Here is a 19,956-nt window from a genome sequence, read left to right as displayed (position 1 = left end):
ACTTTCTCAGTATTCATAATATGTAACTACTATTATTTTGTTATTGTTTTATATAATTATCTCTTCACCATAACTTGATATACGAATAACTTCTACTTCTTTACATTTGATAATATCTTTGAACTCGCTAGTTATACCAAAATTCTCTCCAAAATGCATAGGTATAAATACCTTAGGTCTTAATTTTTCTATAAAATACTTTCCACCACACATAGCATATTCTTCTAGTCTAGGATCAACTGGAAAAAATGCTATATCTATATCTTCACCTAATATGTTATCTATTTCTTTTTCGAACCAATCTTTTGCATAATTTTTGTTTTCTTCAGTATCTTCTTTCCAGTACCATAGATTTAAATCTCCTGCATGAAATATATTTAGATCATGTACGTTTACTAGAAAAGACACACCTTCATCTGTAGATCCATATGTTTTTACTTTTATATTTTCTATTTGTAACTCTGAGTACGGATTTAAATAATAATAACCTTCCTCTTTTATTTTTATATCGCTACTTAATATATAGTGTATATTATTATTGTATTTTTTCCAATTAAATATTTCTTCATTGAAATGGTCATAATGAGAGTGGCTAACAAATACAAATATACTCTTGCTTTCTATAAGTTCATTTATGTCTATTACATTAATTTCATCTTTGTAGTAATCAAATATAAAAAGACTATCTTTAATTCTCACCTTAAATCCACTATTACATATATAATTTATTTTTACCTTGTTCAGCATTGTATCCTCCATACTATTTTTATTCTACAAGACTAGTACTCCAAGTATCAGAAATTTCCATGTTGTATGGATATATTTGGTTGTTACCCCCAATTAATTTTATCTTATTTGCGTATAATCTTCCATACACACTTGAATTTGAACAGCTAAAATTTATTTCGCCTGAATATGTGTAAAAAATACCTGAATATTGTGATTTTGTTCCAGAAAACCATATATTCCTACCTGCCATAAACATTATTTCATCTTTATCTGTTCCATAGATTATATCATTTCCAGTGAAGGTTATGTTACCAGTTGCAATAATTTTTCCTCTACCTTCTGTTTTAGCTTTTACTGTTATATCTCCGTTAACAAATATTATTTGATCCTGATTTAGGGTAAGCTTATTATCTATAGTTATACTATTATTGTAATATATAGTAGCTTTATTTCTGTAGTCTTGTATATTATAGTAAGGCATTTTTATATATGGGCAATTTTCAATGAATTGACTTACATTTGTTGTTCTTGAGTTAATTTTTCCTACCCCTTCAACTATTCCATTAACAATTATATCTCTTGACTGCAGATTTATATCTCCATTTGAATGTATATTTCCTTCTACTCTTATTGCTGTATTTATATACAATACATCATTACTATTTTGAAATATCGCATATCTTAAATCTCTATTTAATTTTGCAATAGAATTGACCAGTACAGTTGTTTCTTTAAATCCGAGTATTGATAAGAATGTTAATTTTACTTTTCTACTTGCTGATATTTTAATTTTATAATCATCTCCATCATATGGATAAATTATTTTAACTATATCTATATCATTTATTCCATTTTTATTAAGATATTCTCTAGAGGTTCTAATTACTTGGCTCTTATTTTTAGTGGCCTCTTGAATAGATGATATTGCGGCAAAATCAACCACATCTTGGAGATGTTGTTTGTTATAAACCACAATCGATAGATCAATTGCAAGACCTATAAACCCAAATAGTACTATAAATATTATAGGCAAAAAAACCATTACATATCCTTTTTTATCCATATTATCACCTCTTTTTGTTCTAATACAGATTATGTATATATAAATGTTTTGTACCTAATTTTATGTAACTTTTAAATGCCTAAATAATATATTGTGATTACAGAGAAAATTTTTGTAAGGAGGGAGTTTTGTGAGATTGTCTAGAAAGTTAGTTTTTATTTTATCTTTTATATTCATGGTTTCCTTAACTTTAAGTGGATGCACACCTAAGGAGTTAACAAAAGTTAAACTTGCAGAGGTTACTCACTCTGTATTTTACGCACCTCAATACGTAGCAATTAGCGAAGGTTTCTTTGAAGATGAGGGATTAAGTATAGATCTTATAAATACTCAAGGAGCAGATAAAACTATGGCTGCACTTTTGTCAAACGAAGTGGATATAGGATTTATGGGACCTGAAGCTTCTATATACGTATACAATCAAGGAAAAGAAGACTACGCTATAAATTTTGCTCAACTAACTCAAAGAGATGGATCTTTCCTTCTTGGAAGAGATAAAGATGATAACTTCACTTTTGACAAGCTAAAAGGTAAAACTATAATAGGTGGAAGAAAAGGCGGAATGCCTCAGATGACACTTGAGTATGTCCTAAAAAACAAAGGTCTTGAGATAGGTAAAGACGTTATAGTTAGAACTGATATTCAATTTGCTGTTATGGCTGGAGCATTTGTAGGTGGAGAAGGTGATTATGTAACACTATTTGAACCTACTGCTTATTCCCTCGAGAAAGAAAAGCAAGGTTATATAGTAGCATCTATAGGTAAAGAATCTGGTTATATTCCTTACACTTGTTATTCAGCTACTAAATCCTATATAGAAAAAAATCCACATATAATTCAAAAATTCACTAATGCTATATACAAGGCTCAAATATGGGTTCAAAATAACACTCCTGAAGCTATCGCAAATTCTATAGCTCCTCACTTCCCTGATATAGATTTAGAATCTTTAACTGAGGTTGTAAGAAGATATAAAGATCAGGATACTTGGTCTAAAAATCCAGTTCTTGAAAAAGAAAGCCTAGATCATCTAATGGATATAATGCAACTTGCAGGAGAGCTTGATAAAAGAGCTCCTTATGAAAAAATAGTTAATACAGATTTTGCTAAAGTATCTATAGAAAACATAAAATAAGCAAAAGGGCAATGCCCTTTTGCTTATTATACTATACCTTGTGCCATCATAGCTTGAGCTACTTTTAAAAAGCCCGCTATGTTAGCTCCTGCAACATAGTTTCCTTCAAATCCGTATTCTTTTGCCGCTTTCTTAGCTGCACTAAATATATCAACCATTATTTGATCTAATTTTGCATCAACTTCTTCAAATGTCCAAGATAATCTCATACTATTTTGTGACATTTCAAGAGCAGAAGTTGCAACTCCACCTGCGTTAGCAGCCTTAGCTGGAGCAACTAATATATTGCTTTCTATAAGCAAGCTTAATGCTTCATTTGTACAAGGCATATTAGCTCCCTCTCCAACAGCTATAACTCCATTAGCTATAAGAGCTTTTGCATCTTCAACATCTATGTCATTTTGAGTAGCACATGGTAAAGCTATATCACACTTAACAGACCAAAGTCCTCTTCCCTCATGATACTCAGCTTCTGGATGATGTTTTATGTACTCACTAATTCTCTTTCTTTCTACTTCTTTTATTTGTCTTATAGTGTCTAAGTTTATTCCATCTTTATGGTATATGTATCCACCTGAATCTGACATTGCAACAACTTTAGCACCATAGCTTTGAGCCTTTTGGCAAGCATATATAGCAACATTACCAGATCCTGATATAACTACTTCTTTTCCTTCTAGGCTATGTCCATGCTCTTTAAGCATTTCTCTTACAAAGTAAATAAGTCCATAACCTGTAGCTTGTGTTCTAACTAATGAACCACCGTATGTAAGTCCTTTACCTGTTAAAACTCCTGCTTCATAAGCATTTCTTATTCTCTTATATTGTCCATACATATATCCGATTTCTCTAGCTCCAACACCTATATCTCCTGCAGGAACGTCAATATCTTGTCCTATATGTCTATACAGTTCTGTCATAAAGCTTTGGCAGAATCTCATTATCTCTCCATCTGATTTTCCTTTAGGATCAAAGTCAGCTCCACCTTTTCCTCCACCTATCGGAAGTCCAGTTAATGAGTTTTTGAATATTTGTTCAAATCCTAAGAATTTGATTATTCCTAAGTATACAGAAGGATGGAATCTAATTCCCCCTTTATAAGGTCCTATTGCGCTATTGAACTGTACTCTAAATCCTCTGTTAACGTGAACTTTACCATTATCATCAACCCATGGCACTCTAAACATTACTTGTCTTTCTGGCTCAACTATTCTCTCTATTATTCCAGCTTCAACATACTCTGGATGTTTTTGTATAACTGGTTCTAGAGAAATTAAAACTTCTTCTACTGCTTGATGAAATTCTGTTTCACCTGGGTTTCTTTTCTTCACTTGTTCTAATACTTCTTGTATTAATGACATGTTTGTCCCCCCTATATTCGTTTTTTAAGAGCAAAACCTCTTATACTTGTAATTATACAACTTATGGTATATTTTTCAACATATATATATCAAATTTTCTGAAAAAAACATACCTACATAGGTATGTTTTAGTTTATATCTACCTTTTCTCCTTTAGTTATGTATATTATTCTTTCACATACATTAGTTATATGATCTGCCATTCTTTCTAAATATCTTCCAACGAACAACAATTTAGTTCCTTGATTTATATTTTTCTCATCTTTATGTATTAAAGCTAATATATCTCTATATATGTCTTTATATAGATTATCTATAAGCTCATCTTCTTCTCCAACTTTGTAAGCAAGTGTTACATCTTCCATCTTAAAGCTTAATTTAGTATTTCTTAGCATATTAAGAATTATATCTCTCATCTTAGGTATGTCTATAAGTTCTTTTATATGATCCTCATTTCCTATCTTTATAGTTTCCTTAGCAACATTTACACAATAATCCCCTACTCTTTCTATATCAGTAATTATTTTAGATATAGAAAATATTACCCTCAAATCCTTTGCCATAGGCTGCTGAAGAGCTATAAGTTCTATAGCCTTATCCTCTATTTTAGCCATACATCCATCTACTTCATCATCTAACCTTATAACTTCTCTTGCAAGGTCTACATCTTTGTTTATTAAAGAATCTATAGATTTTTGTAGTATTATTTCTACTTTTTCAATCATATCAATTACTTCTTCTTTTAATTCTAGTACTGAATTATGGAAATTGTCTCTACCCATAATAACCCCTCCTTAGATTATGTATTTTTAATAATATGCTTATTTATGGAATATTTATTCATTTATTGCCATAACATAACTAATTTAACATTATATTTACTATTAATTTTACAAAATATTATTTGATTATTGTTATATTTAGGTGTAGAATATAGTGATGCAATCTTATAAGGAGTTGACAATCATATGTTAAATAGACAAAATATAATCAATATAGCTGTTATAGCACACGTTGATGCCGGAAAATCTACTTTAGTAGATGCTTTTTTAAGTCAAAGTGGAGTGTTTAGAGAAAATGAACACGTTGTAGACTGCGTAATGGATAGTAATGATATAGAAAGAGAAAGAGGAATAACTATATATTCTAAAAACTGTTCTATAGAATATAAAGACGTAAAAATAAACATCGTAGACACACCAGGACACTCTGACTTTTCGTCTGAAGTTGAAAGAGTAATAAAAACAGTAGATACCGTTATACTACTTGTTGATTCTAGTGAAGGCCCTATGCCTCAAACTAGATTCGTTCTTCAAAAATCATTAGAACTTGGACTTAAACCTATTTTATTTATAAATAAGATAGACAAGAAAGATCAAAGGGCTGAAGAAGTTGTAAATATGGTATTTGATTTATTCGTTGAATTAAATGCCACAGATGAACAGCTAGATTTCCCTATTATATATGGTATTGCAAAAGATGGTATTGCAAAGAAAGAACTAGATGATTCTTCAACAGATTTATCACCTTTATTTGACACTATACTAAATCACGTAAGCGTATATCCTAATTTTAACACCGATCCACTTCAAATGCAAATATCAGCACTTGCTTATGATGAGTATATAGGAAGACTTGGTATAGGTAGAATATATAAGGGAACTATCAAAGAAGGACAATCAGTTTCTATATCTAAAGCTGATGGAAGTATTGGAAAAGGAAAAATAACAAAACTTTTCGTATACCAAGGACTAAAACAAGTATCTGTAAAAGAAGCTCAAAGTGGAGATATAGCCGTTATAGCTGGAATATCTGATATATCAATAGGTGAAACAGTATGTGATGAAAATAATATTATACCTATGGAAATGATAAAAATAGAAGAACCTACTTTATCTATGAATTTCTTAGTTAACGATTCACCTTTCGCTGGAAAAAGTGGAAAGTTTGTAACTACAAGACACATAAAAGCTAGACTCGAAAAAGAGCTTGAAGTTAATGTAGGTCTTAAAGTTGAAGCCTTAGAAAGTACAGATGGATATAAAGTTTCTGGTCGTGGTGAGCTTCACTTATCTATTCTACTTGAAAACATGAGAAGAGAAGGATATGAAGTTGGAGTTTCTAAACCTGAAGTTTTAATGTATAAAGAAAATGATAAGCTTATGGAACCAATTGAAAGAGTTATTGTAAATGTTCCAGAAGAATACTCAGGGACTGTTATATCAAAGCTTAACGTAAGAAAAGGCATAATGGAGTCTATGACTTCAGAGAACAACTATGTTAAAATAGAATATCTTGCTCCAACTAGAGGGCTTTTAGGATATAGAAGTGAATTTATAAACGATACAAGAGGAGAAGGAACTTTAGTTCGTTCATTCGAAAGATTTGAAGAATACAAAGGTGAAATTCCTCAAAGAAATAATGGAGTTTTAATTTCTCAAGTTAACGGAACTGCTATGGCATATTCTATATGCAATTTAAGTGAAAGGGCTACTATGTTTATAGAGCCAGGAGCTGAGGTATATGAAGGAATGATAATAGGAATGAACAGTAGAAAAGAAGATATGACTGTAAATCCTTGCAAAAACAAAAAGCTTACAAATGTAAGAGCTTCAGGATCTGACGATGCACTTAATGTTCCTAATCCTAGAATATTCACACTTGAAGAAGCTTTAGAATTTATAGCAGATGATGAACTTGTAGAAATAACACCTGATAGTATAAGGCTTAGAAAAAAATTATTAAACGAACATGAAAGAGTTAAAGCTAATAGAAATAAAGGGTAAACTTACCCTTTATTTTTTATTGTAAATACTTACCTTCTCACTAAATCATTCGCTACAGATATAGCTTTTCTTGACACTTTAATTTTTATACTACTAATATTTTTGTACATAACACAACATAACAATATAAATATACTTATTAAAACTATAATACCTCCAGAAGCTAAATCAAAATAATAAGATAAAATTATCCCACACAAAACCGATATTTCTCCAAACACACAAGATAAAATAAGTGTATTTTTAAAGCTCTTTGATACCTGCATAGCAGCTGCAACAGGTATTACAACCAGAGAAGATATAAGCAAAATCCCAACTATTCTCATCGAGATAACTATCATAAAAGAAATCAAAATCATAAATATATTATTTATAAGGTCAACTTCTATTCCTGATACCTTTGCAGTTTCCTCATCAAATGATATATAAAATAGTTTGTTAAAATATATTCTCAAGAAAATCAGGATAATCCCCGCCAAAATGCACATAACAATTATGTCAAAGCTAGATATAGATCCTATACTACCAAATAAGTAAGACATAAAACTTATACCAATATTTTTAGATAATCCCATAAGTACTACTGCAAGTGCTATACCACCAGACATAACTACAGCAAGCGACACTTCTTCAAACTTACCATAATTTTCTCTTAAATTCTGAATTCCTAAAGATCCAAGAACACAAAATACCACAGCTCCTATAAGAGGATTTATACCTATAAATGCAGATAAAGCTACACCCGATAAGGCTACATGTGATAAACTATCTCCTATTAAAGACATCCTTCTTAGGACTATAAAGATCCCTATCAAAGGAGCTATAAATCCTATAATAACCCCTCCAAACAAAGCTCTTTGCATAAAATCATAAGATAAAATTTCTATCATATAACCCCTCCTAGTGACTATGATTTATAAACTCAATATTTTTACCATATATTTTATTTAAACTATTTTCTATTCCCTTAATCTCATCAGTAGGATGTATATAAACTTTTCCATTACCTATACACGCAACTTTATTTACTTTGTTAATTATAACACCAACATCATGGGAAACCATAAATATAGAAACTCCTGATGAATTCAATTTTTCTGCTATATTGTAGAAATCTTCTTGAGATTTATAGTCAACTCCAACTGTTGGCTCATCTAAAAACAATATATTAGGATCTGTAGCTAAAGCCCTTGCAATGAATACCCTTTGTTGCTGACCCCCTGATAAATCACCTATAAGTCTATCTTTATAATTTAACATATCAACTTTACTAAGCGCTTCATAAGTTTTTTGTTTTATGTCATAGTTATTTTTATATAAAGACTTCAAAGTAAAAAGTATAATTTCTTCAACAGTAGCTGGAAAATTAACATTGAAAGAATTAGCTTTTTGAGAAACATATCCTATTTTATTTCTTTCCTTTAGATCTTTTAACCTCTGACCAAAGAATCTAATTTCTCCACTACTTGGCGTTAGTATACCTAACATTAACTTCAAAAGTGTTGTTTTTCCAGAACCATTTGGGCCTACAACACCAAAATAATCACCATAATTTATATCAAAACTAACATTATCAATAACTTTATAATTTCCATAGCTAAAATTTAAATTTTTTACTTCTAGTATAGTCTTCATATAATCCCTCCTGCTAAAACCTACATCTTAACTATATATTATACCAAATTTTACTATGTATTATTCGAAAAAAATAGGGATAGATATGATTTCATATCTACCCCTATTTTTGATTAAGCTGTAATTTCTTTTTTTACATCTGAGTAATATATACTCTCATCAAATTCTCCTTCTGATTTAGCTACAACAAGTGTACAAACAGTATCTCCTGTTATATTAACAACAGTTCTACTCATATCTAATAATCTATCTATTCCTATTATTAAAGCTATCCCTTCAACTGGCAATCCTACAGACTGAAGTACCATAGATAAAGTTATAAGACCAACACCAGGAACTCCTGCTGTACCTACAGATGCTAAAGTAGCTGTTACTATTACAGTAAGGAATGCTTGTAATGATAATTCTATTCCATATATCTGAGATATAAATACTACAGCTACACCTTGCATTATAGCTGTTCCATCCATATTAATTGTAGCTCCAAGCGGTAAAGTAAATGACGCAACGCTCTTTGATACACCTAATTTTTCCTCAGCTGTTTCTATAGTAAGTGGTAATGTAGCATTACTTGATGAAGTTGAGAACGCAACGCTCATAGTTGGTGCAAACTTTTTAAAGAATATAACCGGATTTAACTTTCCAATTAAACTTAGTATTCCCATATAAGTTGCTGTTGCATGAATTGCTAAAGCTAACAAAACTCCTATCATATACTTAGCAAGAGGCCACATAGCATCAAATCCAACTGTTGCAAATGTGTTAGCTATTAATGCAAATACTCCATATGGAGCAAATAACATAACAACCCCTACCATCTTCATTATTACTTCATTTAACGACTCAAATATTTTAAATACTGGCTGTGCTTTTTCTCCAACTAAAGCTATACTAAGCCCAGTTAAAAGTGAAAATACGATAATTTGTAGCATTGATCCTTCAGCCATAGACTGAATTGGGTTTATTGGTATCATATCTATTATTATATCAACTAAAGGACTTGCCTGACCTATCGTAGGCTCTGATGTCATAACTTTAGATAAATCAAGTCCAACACCTGGATTTATAACATTTCCTAAAACTAAAGCTATCGTTATAGCTATAGCAGTTGTAACCATATAAAACCCTAAAGTTTTAACTCCAACTCTTCCTAATTTCTTTACATCTCCAATAGCTGCTGATCCACATACAAGAGAAACAAATACAAGTGGTACTACAAGCATTCTTATTCCGTTTATAAATCCTCTACCTGCTAGCTTAAATATTCCGTTGATAAGTAATGTGTCTTTAATAAATCCGCCTGGAACTTTACTAAGTATAATTCCAAATATAGCACCTAAAATAAGTCCTGCAAAAATCTTAGAAGTAAGACTTGCTTTCTTTTTCATTTTTACCCCTCCCCTTTATTTTATTTTCTTTCATTATAAAAGGGAGTTACAAAAAAACTCAAAAATATTTTGAAAAATTTAAATTATTCAGTAAATTGAATATTTCTAAATATCAACATTCATTGTGTAGCAGTAATCCTTCTATAAACTTCTTTATACTAACCTTGCCACCATATGTATTTTTGTTTCTTATGTAATCCATTTGAAGCCTTACATCTTCAAAGTTATACAATGTATTTGAGTAAGATACGAAATCTTCATTCATATAATCTTCTATTCCCAAACTTGCAATATTAGTAAGTCCTTTATTCAAAGCTCGTCTTATTCTTTGTTCCATGGCCTTTGGATTGTCGCTTAATTTTTCACATATCTCACTTACTTTATAATTAAACATTTTTTGCTTGCTATTTATTAAATATTCACAGATATTTATTATATCTTTACTTCCTATTTCTCCTAATATACCAAGTTTTGATAGTATAAATCTTATTTTTTCAGTGCCCGATTTGTTACTTTCCTCATCTTGTTTTAATTCTAAGTTAGTGAACATATTCTTTATTTTTCCAAGAGTTTTTTCCATTTTTATCTTGTCTATTACATTTTCTATAACTTTCACAACTTCAACTATATTTATAGGCTTACTTATAAAAAATTCAATTCCCTTTGAATATGCTTGTTCTATTAAATCCTTAGAAGAAACCTGCGATATCATTATAATTTTAAAAGTATTATTCATACTTTTTATATCTTCTACAACTTCTATTCCATCTTTACCTGGCATCAACAGATCTACTATAATTATGTCTGGTTTTTTGAAATTTATGTCATCAACGCATTCTAATCCACTTGTAGAGTATCCAACAACTTCACCTATATTCTTGTCTTCAATTATATTTTCAAGTATCTTTACTATATTTATATCATCATCAACTATGTAAAACCTCATATTCATCACCATCCCCCTCTTGTGACTTAATATACTCTATCTTTATCTTTGGAATCTTTATCTCAAATATAGTTCCATCTTCATACTGAGAGTTGACTTTTATTCTTCCACTAAATTCATTTTCAACTATATCTTTGACTAAAGTTAGACCTAGACCCCTATTTATGTCCCCTGTTTTGTTATTGAATTTAGTGGAAAATCCAGGGTTAAATATATAATCAATATCCTTTTGTTTAATTCCTTTTCCATTATCATACACTATGAAATTGTGAACATCATTATCTTCAAAATGTCTAACCATTATAGTTCCCTTTTGACCTATAGTATCTATAGATTCTATTGAGTTCTGTATTAAATTCCTAAGTATAGATATAAGCGTATAGTGATATTTAGTATAAAAATTTCCTTCCCTTTGAAAAATAATGTCTATATCTTTTCCTTCGGCTGATATATACTTACTCGTGCTATCTTCTAAAATATAAAATATATCCTTTAAACTCATCTTAGTATATTCTATTTTGTTTACAGTAAGTTCTTCAATTCCTCTTATAACCCTTATATAATCTTTCTTTATTTCATGAACATCCTTAGCTATAGAAAGAGCTAAGGATGTTTGATTTGCATTTTCATCTGACATATCTTTGTATAATTTGAAAGCATTGTTCATAACAAGCTCTATATTATCAATATTTTTGTTCATTAAATATATTTCTGATTTTAAGCTAGATATCAATAAAATAAGCTTTCTATATCTTTCTTCATGTTCTTCTTTCATCAGAAGTAGTTTATAGTGCTTTGTCAAAGTAATTATAAGAAATACTAGTATAACCCTTATAAGTGCTATTATCGCAAGTATCTTAGATACACTGTATATATCTATATTAACAATATTTTCAGTTCTAATTAATACTTCAAATAAATTAGAAATAAAATCGCAAATCCAAAGACTTAATATTACTTTAATTGTATCTTTTTCATTCCTTATATCAAGTATATAAAAACCTATTCCATATAATATATAAAAAAATATAACAGGGTAGTTGATTATAAATGCTGCTTCACTATAAACACTATAATAATGTATAACACTTCTAAATATAAATACAGTAAACGAAGTGATAATTGATGTAGCAATAACATTTAATTGACTGTAATTTAGCAAAAATATAGGAAAAAATATCACAGCTAAAGATATTCTAAAATTATTAGAAAATAAATTTATATATACCTGTGATATTAAAGCTATAGAAAAAGCTATTAAGAGCATCTTTTTAATCTTGTTCATAAAATCACCTAATCTAAAATTGTACTTTCTAATTGTTTCTCTATAAACAGTGTCTTTTCCTCCAATAAATCTATAAATATGTTTTTGTGACCAATACTATATCCTTCTTTACTTACTAATAACTTTATAATAGGTCTATCAAGTGCAGATTTATTTTGAGAGTAAACTATTCCTTTAGATCCATCCGATAACTTAACAATACTTCCTTCCTTAAATCTAACAATTTTAGATAAAAATAATTTTGCTATTTCAAAGTCAAATTCTATATTTCCAAGAGAATATATATATTCAGATGCTAAATAAATAGGCATAGGATTTCTATATACCCTCTTAGATGTCAATGCATCAAACGCATCACATATACAACATATTCTAGCCATTTCATATATTCTTTCTCCAGATAGTTGATTAGGATAACCGCTTCCATTCCATTTTTCATGATGTTGAAGTATAATTTGTTTACTCTGTGGTTGTATTTGATTTCCGTAGTTATCTGATATAAATCTATATCCAAGTTCAGGATGCTTTTCTATTTCTTTTCTTTCTTCAATAGTTAAATTTGAAGGCTTGTTCAATACTTTTGGATCTATAAATAACTTTCCTACATCATGAAGAAGAGCTCCAACAGCTAACTTATGAAGCTTCATTTTGTCATACTTCAAAAGTATACCTGTATAAAGGCAAGATATAGCAACATTTAGGCTATGTTCATATAAATAATCATCCATATTTCTCATCTCATTTATACTCAAATATATATCTTTGTTTGAAGTTAGCATAGTCAAAATATCATCCACAGTATTATTTATGATATTCATATTAAGTCCTATATTCACATTTTTCTTAACCTTATTAAACTGATCTTTTACTACATCTTTCATTTTAAAATATTTATCTGGTGATATAACTTCCTTGATTTCTATACCTTCAGATACTTCATCTATAACATATATATAATGTATTCCTTTTAAATTTAGTTGTTTTACATAGTTCTCATTTAACTTTACACCTTGCTTTAATAAAACAACACCTTCACTACTAACGGTTCTACCAAGATAGTATTCATACTTATCTACGTCTATATAATTTATATTTACAAGTCTCATAAACCACCCCATACCTAAAAACACCTATAATTAATTTTATTATAGGTGTTTTATTTATTACCTTTCTTGTTCTAGTTTATTTATTAAGTCTTCAAATGTTCTTAAAGCTATCTCGATAGAAGTTTTATCTTCCATATCTACACCAGCTTTTCTTAATTGATTAAGTGGATAATCAGATCCTCCACTTTTTAAGAACTCTATATATTTATCGACAGATTCACTCTCTTTGTTTAATATTTTAAAACTAAGTGTAGATGCAGCGGCAAATCCAGTTGCATATTTATATACATAAAAATTAGAATAAAAATGAGGAACTCTAGCCCACTCAAATTGTATATCTTTATCTACAACCATGTCTTTTCCATGATATTTTACATTTAAATCGTAATATATATCACAAAATTGTTCAGAAGTTAAAGACTCTTTATTTTCAATTTTCTCATGAGTTATTTTTTCAAATTCAGCAAACATTACTTGTCTATATACTGTAGTCCTAAATTGCTCTAGATAATAATTTAGTAAATAAAGTCTTTCTTCTTTACTACTAGAATTTTTTAGCATATAATCCATAAGAAGCTGTTCATTTAATGTAGATGCAACTTCTGCTACGAATATCTTGTATCTAGAATCTATATATGGCTGGTTTTTTCTTGAATAATAACTATGAATAGAGTGACCAATCTCATGAGCTAGTGTAAACAATGAATTTAAATCATCTTTATAATTCATTAATATAAATGGATGTGAATCATAACTTCCCCAAGAGTAAGCTCCACCTTTTTTCCCTTCATTTTCATAAACATCTATCCATCTTTCATCAAAACACTTTTTAACCAAACTTACATATTCATCACCTAAAGGCCTCAAAGCATTAAGTATCAGTTCTTGTGCTTTTTCGTAGCTTACCTTCATATCAAAGTTCTGTACTAGTGGAACGTATAAGTCATACATATGAAGTTCATCTAGTCCTAGAAATTCTTTCTTTAACTTAAGGTATCTATGAAGTAAATTTATATTTTCACTTATCACATCTAATAAATTATCATAAACCTTTATATTTATATCGTCCTGAAACAAAGATGCCTCTATAGCAGAGTTATATCCTCTTATCTTAGAGTAAAATATTTCTCTTTTTATTCCACCTGATAATGTAGATGCAAATGTATTTTTATATTTACTATAAGTTTCGTACATGCTTGTGAATGCACTTTTTCTTACATCTCTGTTTTTACTTTGCATAAAAGTAGAATAGTTCCCGTGAGTTATCTGAACCTTTTGCCCATTTTCATCATTAATTTCAGGAAATTTAAGATCTGCAAAAGAAAGCATCTCATATGTGTTTTCGATAGCATTTGCTACATCAGAAGATGATGCTAAGATTTCTTCTTCTCTAGGAGATAATGTATATGGCTTTTTCCTAAGTATTTCGTTTATAAATCTTTTGTAACATTTTAAGTTTTCATTTTTCATGAATTCATTTATTTTACTTTCATCTATACTTATAATTTCTGGAACTATAAATGATGTAGCAGTAGATATCTCTGTAGATAACATTTCAGATTTACCAGATAGTGCTTGATTTTTAGTATTTGTGTTATCCTCATGCTGCTTCATATGAGTATACACATATATACTTTCAGATGTTCTTGCAATATTTTCATAAAGAGATAACGCATTGTATAAACTTTCTGCATTATCTCCTAATTTACCTTTGTATTTTTCTATATCAGATAAAAGTTTTTTTACTTTTTCAAAATCATCTCTTAACTTTTCTTCGCTATCGTAAATACTCTCAAGATCCCATTTATATTTGTCGTTTATCTCATTTCTCTTTTTTCCCATACTTTACCTCCAAAACTTTATTATCAAATATATTTATAGTTATTTCCTTTTTTAATTATTAAATTCTCACTAAAATATCTCCTACATTATAACATTTTATATAATAAATATACCATATTTTTACTCTATATAATCTACCTTTACAACATCTTGAGAGTCTAGTATTCTCTCTAGTATCTTTTTTATAGATATTTTGCTATTGTAGGCTATTGTTATATTTATAGCCCAAAATTTATTAGAGCTTTCAGTATGAGATATTTCTATATTCTTTATTATTACTTTATTTCTTTCTAATGTTTGAACTACTGTAGATACTGTGTCTGATATATTAGTTGTATATACATAAAAGTTAGAAGTTTTGCTAAGTACTATCTTTTTTTCCATTATCCTTAACATGTACAATGTTATAAGCAAAAATACTAAAACCATTATACTAAGATAATAGTATCCATATCCTATAGCAAGCCCAACACTTGCCATAACCCAAATGCCAGCAGCAGTCGTTAACCCTCTTATACTGTTTTGAGTTTTTAATATAGCTCCTGCACCTAAAAAACCTACTCCTGACAATACTTGTGCAGGTATACGCCCTGGATCTAAATTTATAACACTTCTATATTCTTCAAATAACAATAAAGATGTCATAGCAGCAACGCAAGATCCAACAGCAACTAATACATGGGTTCTAAAACCTGCCCACTGATTCGACTTCTCCCTTTCTATACCAACTATCCCCCCTATAAACATAGCAAGGAGTAACCTGTATATGATGTCCGCTCTGTTCAAAGTATCACCCCTTTTTCTCATTATATTAACCATATTTCTAAAATTGACTATATTTTTTGTTGTACAAGCACCTTAATAATAAGTTGAGCTTTACTAGTGTGTATAGTATTATGATTTTATATACTAAAATAAGGAGGATTTGAATGAATAAAAAAATAGGATTTATAGGCTGTGGAAACATGGCTCAAGCTATTATAGGAGGAATTGTAAATTCTAAAATAGTTTCAAATAAGGATATTATCGCAAGCAATCCTACTAATTCTAAGTTAGAAGTAGTAAAAGAAAAATATAGCATCTTGACTACAAATAGCAACGTAGATGTAGCGAAGTTTTCAGATGTAATATTTTTGTCTGTAAAGCCAAATAAATATAAATGTGTTATAGATGAAATAAAAGATTTTGTAAACGAAGATGATATAATAGTTACAATAGCAGCAGGAATTGATATAAATTTTATTCAAAATTCATTTGGTAAAGATTTAAAAGTTGTAAGAACTATGCCTAATACTCCATCTTTAGTAGGAGAAGGAATGAGTGCAATTTCTTTTAATGATCTTTTGCTAAACCATGAAAAAGAATACATATTGAGATTATTTGAAAGTTTTGGTAAAGCTGAGGTTATAGACGAATCTTTAATGGATGTTATTCCTTCTATAAGTGGATCATCTCCTGCATATGTTTATTTAATGATAGAAGCTTTAGCTGACGGAGGAGTTTTAAGGGGCATTCCTAGAGATAAGGCTTATAAATTGGCTGCTCAAGCTGTTTTAGGTGCTGCTAAAATGGTTATTCAAACTAATGAGCACCCTGGAAGTCTAAAAGATAAGGTATGCTCACCTGGGGGAACAACAATAGAAGCCATCTACGAGCTTGAGAGAAACGGATTTAGATCAAGTATAATATCTGCTATGGAAGCATGTACTAAAAAAGCTATATCAATGTCGAAAAATAAATAAGCTTTAGTTTAAATATCCAAGAAGATTATTCATTAATATTAATTCTTCTTGGATAAGCTATTTTTATTTGCTTTTCTCTAAATTTAACTAATATTTCAAGTCTTGCATCCTTCAGTGCAGACCAGTACTTAAACGGCTCTACAACTCCTGTTATAGTGTATTTGGCTCCTATATTTTTCTCATCTATATCAGTTACTCCATATACATCAAATGGATTTGCAGGTTCATTCATCATATTTTTACAAAGAAATTCACCATATTTTTCATTTAAAGACTTACATACTTCCTCTAGAGCCTCTATAACTAAGTAAGGATCGGTTTCATAAGATACATATACATCTACTATCACTCTCATTCTCTTTCTATTGTAATTTATGATAGATTTTATCTCTCCATTCGGAATGTGTATTCTTCTTAAATTCCAATCTCTAATACTTGTACTCCTAAGCCCTATCTCCTCTACAGTTCCCCTGAAACTTTCATTGATTACTACATAATCTCCTACTTTCATCTGATTTTCAAATAATATGAAAAATCCATTTAATATATCTTTAATCAAACTTTGAGATCCAAGACCAGCTACTAAACCTACTATACCTGCACCTGTAACTATCGTTGACTTGCTCAAATCTAAAAGACCATATTCTTTCAGTAAAATAACTAAAGATGCAAAGAAAGCTACATAATAAGCAAGAGATACTATAATACTTCTAACTGTTTTTTCGTATTGAATATTAAATTTAGTAATATCAAATATTTTTTTTGTTATGTACTTTACAAATCGTACTGATAAAAAAGATAGAATTACTATTAATATACTTCTTATAATTTTTTCCATAGACACCTCCTAGTTGCATATTTTTCTTAAAATTAATCTAAACTAAATAAAAATATAATATCGGGTGATAAACGTATGGAACAAATAGTATTTAAATCTATTGTTGTTGCTAAGGAAATAAACATTAATAATGTAGCTAAAAAATTTAATATTTATAAAAAGTATAAATGGGAAGAACCTCTTATACTTCGTAACAAAGATTTGCAAAGAATATTAGGAGCTAATATAGAAAATAAAAGTATATATATCTTTTCTTTTGGTAGTATTATATTTATAAATATGGAAGAAAGTGAAATCCCTGTATTTATAGATTATATAAGAGACTCTGAAATAAAGATAAATTCTTCATATTTAAAACATTTTTCTGATGAATTCTATCTTAGATTGTTACCTGATAGTGAACTGGCTATACTTGATGATGGGATTATAGTTCCTGAAATTAAAGACTATTACCTAACCATAATATCTACAGTTTTAGGTAAATCAGTAGCACTTGAAAGGGTTGAAGAAGATATATACAAAATCTTCGACAATTTCGAACCAACTTTAGAAATTTTAGAAAGAGGAAAGCTTAATATAAGAGATAAGGTGTTAGCAAAGCACGCCGCTGACATACTTAGATTTAAGTACCAAACAATATCTTATATAATGATAGATGAAATACCTGATATTGCATGGCAAAACTCAGAAATAGAAAAGTTTTATATAGAGCTTAGTAGCTTCTTTGACCTCAACGATAGATATGAAAGTACAAACCACAAAATAGAAATACTTTTAACGGTTCTAAACTCTTACTCTAACTTAGTAGAAGCAAGAAGATCTGCAAATTTAGAATGGATGATCATACTACTTTTTGTATTTGATATTATACTTAGTTTTTTCCACTAAAAAGAGAAGGATATCCTTCTCTTTTTATTTACCATTAAGTTTTAAATATTCATTTATAAGGGAGTCAATCTTACTACTCGTCTCTTCTAATTCTTCTTTAAAAATATCTGGATACTCTATGTATCTATTGATATCATCTCTTAGATCTTCAATTTTCTTTCTTATAACGGTTATATTTTCATTTTTCATATATATCACCATTTTATTTTATAATTTGTAATATCTTCCCTAGTTGTATTTTATCAAATAAAGTAAATATATGTCAATGTATAAATATTAATTACGAAAACATTTTCATTGAATATTTATAAGTTTTAACTAAAAATTTACATACAATACCTATAAATAGTCCTGTAGGTATTGATGATAACAGTAGTACAGGCAAGTATATGAATATATTTATATTTTGTATAACTATAGAAGCTACAAGTAGCTGCCCTATATTGTGAAATATTGCACCTACAATACTTACTCCTATAATACTGAGCCTTTCTTTTAGCAACTTCAACAAAGTAGCCATAGCTACCAAACTAAGAACCCCTCCTACAAGACTAAACAGAAAGGATGACATCGAGCCCCAAAGGGTAGATAAAGCTATTCTTAATACCAATATTAATAATGATTCTTTAAATCCAAATATCTTAAGTGATGTTAGTGTTATTATGTTTGAAAGCCCAAGTTTTGCACCAGGTGATATAGCTATAAGAGGATTTGGTATAGATGATTCAATTATATGAAGTGCCATAGCCTGAGATACAAAAATTGCAATTATAACTAATTTTCTTGTCTTGCTCATATTATCCTCCTAGTATGCTATATTGTCTACTTCATTGCCTTTACCAGTTATCTTAACGTATAATTTATGAGGAAGACATGCAATTATTTGTCCAGATCTTTTTATATGACCTGTTTTTACACATATTTGATCTTTACAATCGGCACTTTCAACTTCCACTCCTCCATCATGTATATATACTACATTTTCACCAAATTCAGTCTTTACACTTATCTTTTCATTATATTCTTCATTATTTATGTATACTTTTTTATACGTTTGTCCATCTACAACTATTTCTATATATTTTTCATTTAGCTCTTTCTTGTTAAAATTCAAGAATAAGAATCCTCCAAAAGATACAATGCATATAATAGCTATCAAAATCATATCGCCTTTTTTCATTTCAAGCCTCCCAAAGCAGATTTTATAACTAT

The 19,956-nt window shown here is 29.2% G+C and carries 20 protein-coding genes; 4 read left to right on the top strand and 16 right to left on the bottom strand.

Features of this window, described 5'->3' with window-relative positions:
- Nucleotides 1-48: 48 nt before the first annotated feature.
- Both CLOTH_RS03935 and CLOTH_RS03930 read right to left on the bottom strand, forming a co-directional pair.
- Nucleotides 49-747: an MBL fold metallo-hydrolase gene (locus tag CLOTH_RS03935; RefSeq protein ID WP_331721997.1), complete on the bottom strand. Its 699-nt coding sequence runs from the start codon at nt 745-747 to the stop codon at nt 49-51.
- Between the two features lie 19 nt (nt 748-766).
- The gene (locus CLOTH_RS03930; RefSeq protein WP_079411429.1) at nt 767-1,792 is read right to left on the bottom strand and encodes a TadE/TadG family type IV pilus assembly protein; all 1,026 of its coding nucleotides are present in this window, start codon (nt 1,790-1,792) and stop codon (nt 767-769) included.
- Between the two features lie 130 nt (nt 1,793-1,922).
- On the opposite strand from CLOTH_RS03930, the gene CLOTH_RS03925 reads away from it, so the two are divergent.
- Nucleotides 1,923-2,927: an ABC transporter substrate-binding protein gene (locus tag CLOTH_RS03925; protein WP_331721996.1), complete on the top strand. Its 1,005-nt coding sequence runs from the start codon at nt 1,923-1,925 to the stop codon at nt 2,925-2,927.
- Between the two features lie 26 nt (nt 2,928-2,953).
- Here the strand turns inward: CLOTH_RS03925 and gdhA are convergent, their stop codons facing one another.
- Both gdhA and phoU read right to left on the bottom strand, forming a co-directional pair.
- Nucleotides 2,954-4,288: an NADP-specific glutamate dehydrogenase gene (gene gdhA / locus CLOTH_RS03920; RefSeq protein ID WP_079411427.1), complete on the bottom strand. Its 1,335-nt coding sequence runs from the start codon at nt 4,286-4,288 to the stop codon at nt 2,954-2,956.
- Nucleotides 4,289-4,416: 128 nt separating this feature from the next.
- Complete coding sequence (gene phoU / locus CLOTH_RS03915; protein WP_079411425.1) at nt 4,417-5,070, bottom strand: phosphate signaling complex protein PhoU; 654 nt, start codon at nt 5,068-5,070, stop codon at nt 4,417-4,419.
- A 186-nt stretch (nt 5,071-5,256) separates the two neighbouring features.
- Between phoU and typA the strand changes: the two genes are divergently transcribed.
- Nucleotides 5,257-7,074 (top strand): translational GTPase TypA, encoded by a 1,818-nt coding sequence (gene typA, locus CLOTH_RS03910; RefSeq protein WP_079411423.1) that lies wholly within the window; start codon nt 5,257-5,259, stop codon nt 7,072-7,074.
- Nucleotides 7,075-7,103: 29 nt separating this feature from the next.
- On the opposite strand, the gene CLOTH_RS03905 is transcribed toward typA, so the two are convergent.
- The 8 genes from CLOTH_RS03905 to CLOTH_RS03870 form a co-directional block, all read right to left on the bottom strand.
- On the bottom strand, nt 7,104-7,964 hold the full coding sequence (locus CLOTH_RS03905) for a metal ABC transporter permease (protein WP_079411421.1): 861 nt from the start codon (nt 7,962-7,964) through the stop codon (nt 7,104-7,106).
- A gap of 10 nt (nt 7,965-7,974) precedes the next feature.
- Nucleotides 7,975-8,709: a metal ABC transporter ATP-binding protein gene (locus CLOTH_RS03900; protein ID WP_079411419.1), complete on the bottom strand. Its 735-nt coding sequence runs from the start codon at nt 8,707-8,709 to the stop codon at nt 7,975-7,977.
- Nucleotides 8,710-8,822: 113 nt separating this feature from the next.
- Entirely contained in the window at nt 8,823-10,097 is a 1,275-nt protein-coding gene (locus CLOTH_RS03895) for a dicarboxylate/amino acid:cation symporter (protein ID WP_079411417.1), read from the bottom strand.
- 112 nt (nt 10,098-10,209) lie between these two features.
- Nucleotides 10,210-11,049, bottom strand: coding sequence for a response regulator (locus CLOTH_RS03890; RefSeq protein WP_331721995.1), 840 nt, complete (start codon nt 11,047-11,049; stop codon nt 10,210-10,212).
- Nucleotides 11,024-12,328 (bottom strand): sensor histidine kinase, encoded by a 1,305-nt coding sequence (locus CLOTH_RS03885; RefSeq protein WP_079411415.1) that lies wholly within the window; start codon nt 12,326-12,328, stop codon nt 11,024-11,026. The genes CLOTH_RS03890 and CLOTH_RS03885 overlap by 26 nt, the downstream gene beginning before the upstream one ends.
- An 8-nt stretch (nt 12,329-12,336) precedes the next feature.
- On the bottom strand, nt 12,337-13,434 hold the full coding sequence (locus tag CLOTH_RS03880) for an HD-GYP domain-containing protein (RefSeq protein WP_158080453.1): 1,098 nt from the start codon (nt 13,432-13,434) through the stop codon (nt 12,337-12,339).
- A 57-nt stretch (nt 13,435-13,491) separates the two neighbouring features.
- Nucleotides 13,492-15,276: an oligoendopeptidase F gene (pepF, locus tag CLOTH_RS03875; protein WP_079411411.1), complete on the bottom strand. Its 1,785-nt coding sequence runs from the start codon at nt 15,274-15,276 to the stop codon at nt 13,492-13,494.
- A gap of 120 nt (nt 15,277-15,396) precedes the next feature.
- Nucleotides 15,397-16,062 (bottom strand): MgtC/SapB family protein, encoded by a 666-nt coding sequence (locus CLOTH_RS03870; protein ID WP_158080452.1) that lies wholly within the window; start codon nt 16,060-16,062, stop codon nt 15,397-15,399.
- Between the two features lie 143 nt (nt 16,063-16,205).
- On the opposite strand from CLOTH_RS03870, the gene proC reads away from it, so the two are divergent.
- Entirely contained in the window at nt 16,206-17,018 is an 813-nt protein-coding gene (gene proC / locus CLOTH_RS03865; protein WP_079411407.1) for a pyrroline-5-carboxylate reductase, read from the top strand.
- Nucleotides 17,019-17,043: 25 nt separating this feature from the next.
- On the opposite strand, the gene CLOTH_RS03860 is transcribed toward proC, so the two are convergent.
- Nucleotides 17,044-17,856, bottom strand: a complete 813-nt coding sequence (locus CLOTH_RS03860) for a mechanosensitive ion channel family protein (RefSeq protein WP_079411405.1) — start codon at nt 17,854-17,856, stop codon at nt 17,044-17,046.
- Between the two features lie 75 nt (nt 17,857-17,931).
- On the opposite strand from CLOTH_RS03860, the gene CLOTH_RS03855 reads away from it, so the two are divergent.
- Complete coding sequence (locus CLOTH_RS03855; RefSeq protein ID WP_079411404.1) at nt 17,932-18,744, top strand: RMD1 family protein; 813 nt, start codon at nt 17,932-17,934, stop codon at nt 18,742-18,744.
- Between the two features lie 24 nt (nt 18,745-18,768).
- Here the strand turns inward: CLOTH_RS03855 and CLOTH_RS03850 are convergent, their stop codons facing one another.
- From CLOTH_RS03850 to CLOTH_RS03840, 3 genes are all read right to left on the bottom strand, one after another.
- Complete coding sequence (locus CLOTH_RS03850; protein WP_331721994.1) at nt 18,769-18,945, bottom strand: aspartyl-phosphate phosphatase Spo0E family protein; 177 nt, start codon at nt 18,943-18,945, stop codon at nt 18,769-18,771.
- Between the two features lie 79 nt (nt 18,946-19,024).
- Nucleotides 19,025-19,540 carry a Gx transporter family protein gene (locus CLOTH_RS03845; protein WP_079411401.1) on the bottom strand — a complete coding sequence of 172 codons (516 nt, stop codon included), beginning with the start codon at nt 19,538-19,540 and terminating at the stop codon, nt 19,025-19,027.
- A 9-nt stretch (nt 19,541-19,549) separates the two neighbouring features.
- On the bottom strand, nt 19,550-19,924 hold the full coding sequence (locus CLOTH_RS03840; protein ID WP_079411399.1) for a NusG domain II-containing protein: 375 nt from the start codon (nt 19,922-19,924) through the stop codon (nt 19,550-19,552).
- Nucleotides 19,925-19,956: the final 32 nt, after the last annotated feature.

The organism is Alkalithermobacter paradoxus (assembly GCA_002029295.1).
In the GTDB taxonomy this organism is placed as follows: Bacteria; Bacillota; Clostridia; order Peptostreptococcales; family Peptostreptococcaceae; genus Alkalithermobacter; species Alkalithermobacter paradoxus.
The sequence above is the reverse complement of the archived record's forward strand: the minus strand, read 5'-3'. Positions and strand labels throughout refer to the sequence as shown.

Coding starts and splice junctions, on each gene's coding strand:
- CLOTH_RS03895 (WP_079411417.1), bottom strand. CDS start 10,097: ATGAAAAAGAAAGCAAGTCTTACTTCTAAGATTTTTGCAGGACTTATT.
- CLOTH_RS03905 (WP_079411421.1), bottom strand. CDS start 7,964: ATGATAGAAATTTTATCTTATGATTTTATGCAAAGAGCTTTGTTTGGA.
- CLOTH_RS03860 (WP_079411405.1), bottom strand. CDS start 17,856: ATGGAAAAAATTATAAGAAGTATATTAATAGTAATTCTATCTTTTTTA.
- CLOTH_RS03845 (WP_079411401.1), bottom strand. CDS start 19,540: ATGAGCAAGACAAGAAAATTAGTTATAATTGCAATTTTTGTATCTCAG.
- CLOTH_RS03850 (WP_331721994.1), bottom strand. CDS start 18,945: ATGGTGATATATATGAAAAATGAAAATATAACCGTTATAAGAAAGAAA.
- CLOTH_RS03935 (WP_331721997.1), bottom strand. CDS start 747: ATGCTGAACAAGGTAAAAATAAATTATATATGTAATAGTGGATTTAAG.
- CLOTH_RS03855 (WP_079411404.1), top strand. CDS start 17,932: ATGGAACAAATAGTATTTAAATCTATTGTTGTTGCTAAGGAAATAAAC.
- gdhA (WP_079411427.1), bottom strand. CDS start 4,288: ATGTCATTAATACAAGAAGTATTAGAACAAGTGAAGAAAAGAAACCCA.
- pepF (WP_079411411.1), bottom strand. CDS start 15,276: ATGGGAAAAAAGAGAAATGAGATAAACGACAAATATAAATGGGATCTT.
- CLOTH_RS03885 (WP_079411415.1), bottom strand. CDS start 12,328: ATGAACAAGATTAAAAAGATGCTCTTAATAGCTTTTTCTATAGCTTTA.
- CLOTH_RS03890 (WP_331721995.1), bottom strand. CDS start 11,049: ATGAATATGAGGTTTTACATAGTTGATGATGATATAAATATAGTAAAG.
- phoU (WP_079411425.1), bottom strand. CDS start 5,070: ATGGGTAGAGACAATTTCCATAATTCAGTACTAGAATTAAAAGAAGAA.
- proC (WP_079411407.1), top strand. CDS start 16,206: ATGAATAAAAAAATAGGATTTATAGGCTGTGGAAACATGGCTCAAGCT.
- CLOTH_RS03880 (WP_158080453.1), bottom strand. CDS start 13,434: ATGAGACTTGTAAATATAAATTATATAGACGTAGATAAGTATGAATAC.
- CLOTH_RS03900 (WP_079411419.1), bottom strand. CDS start 8,709: ATGAAGACTATACTAGAAGTAAAAAATTTAAATTTTAGCTATGGAAAT.
- CLOTH_RS03930 (WP_079411429.1), bottom strand. CDS start 1,792: ATGGATAAAAAAGGATATGTAATGGTTTTTTTGCCTATAATATTTATA.
- typA (WP_079411423.1), top strand. CDS start 5,257: ATGTTAAATAGACAAAATATAATCAATATAGCTGTTATAGCACACGTT.
- CLOTH_RS03840 (WP_079411399.1), bottom strand. CDS start 19,924: ATGAAAAAAGGCGATATGATTTTGATAGCTATTATATGCATTGTATCT.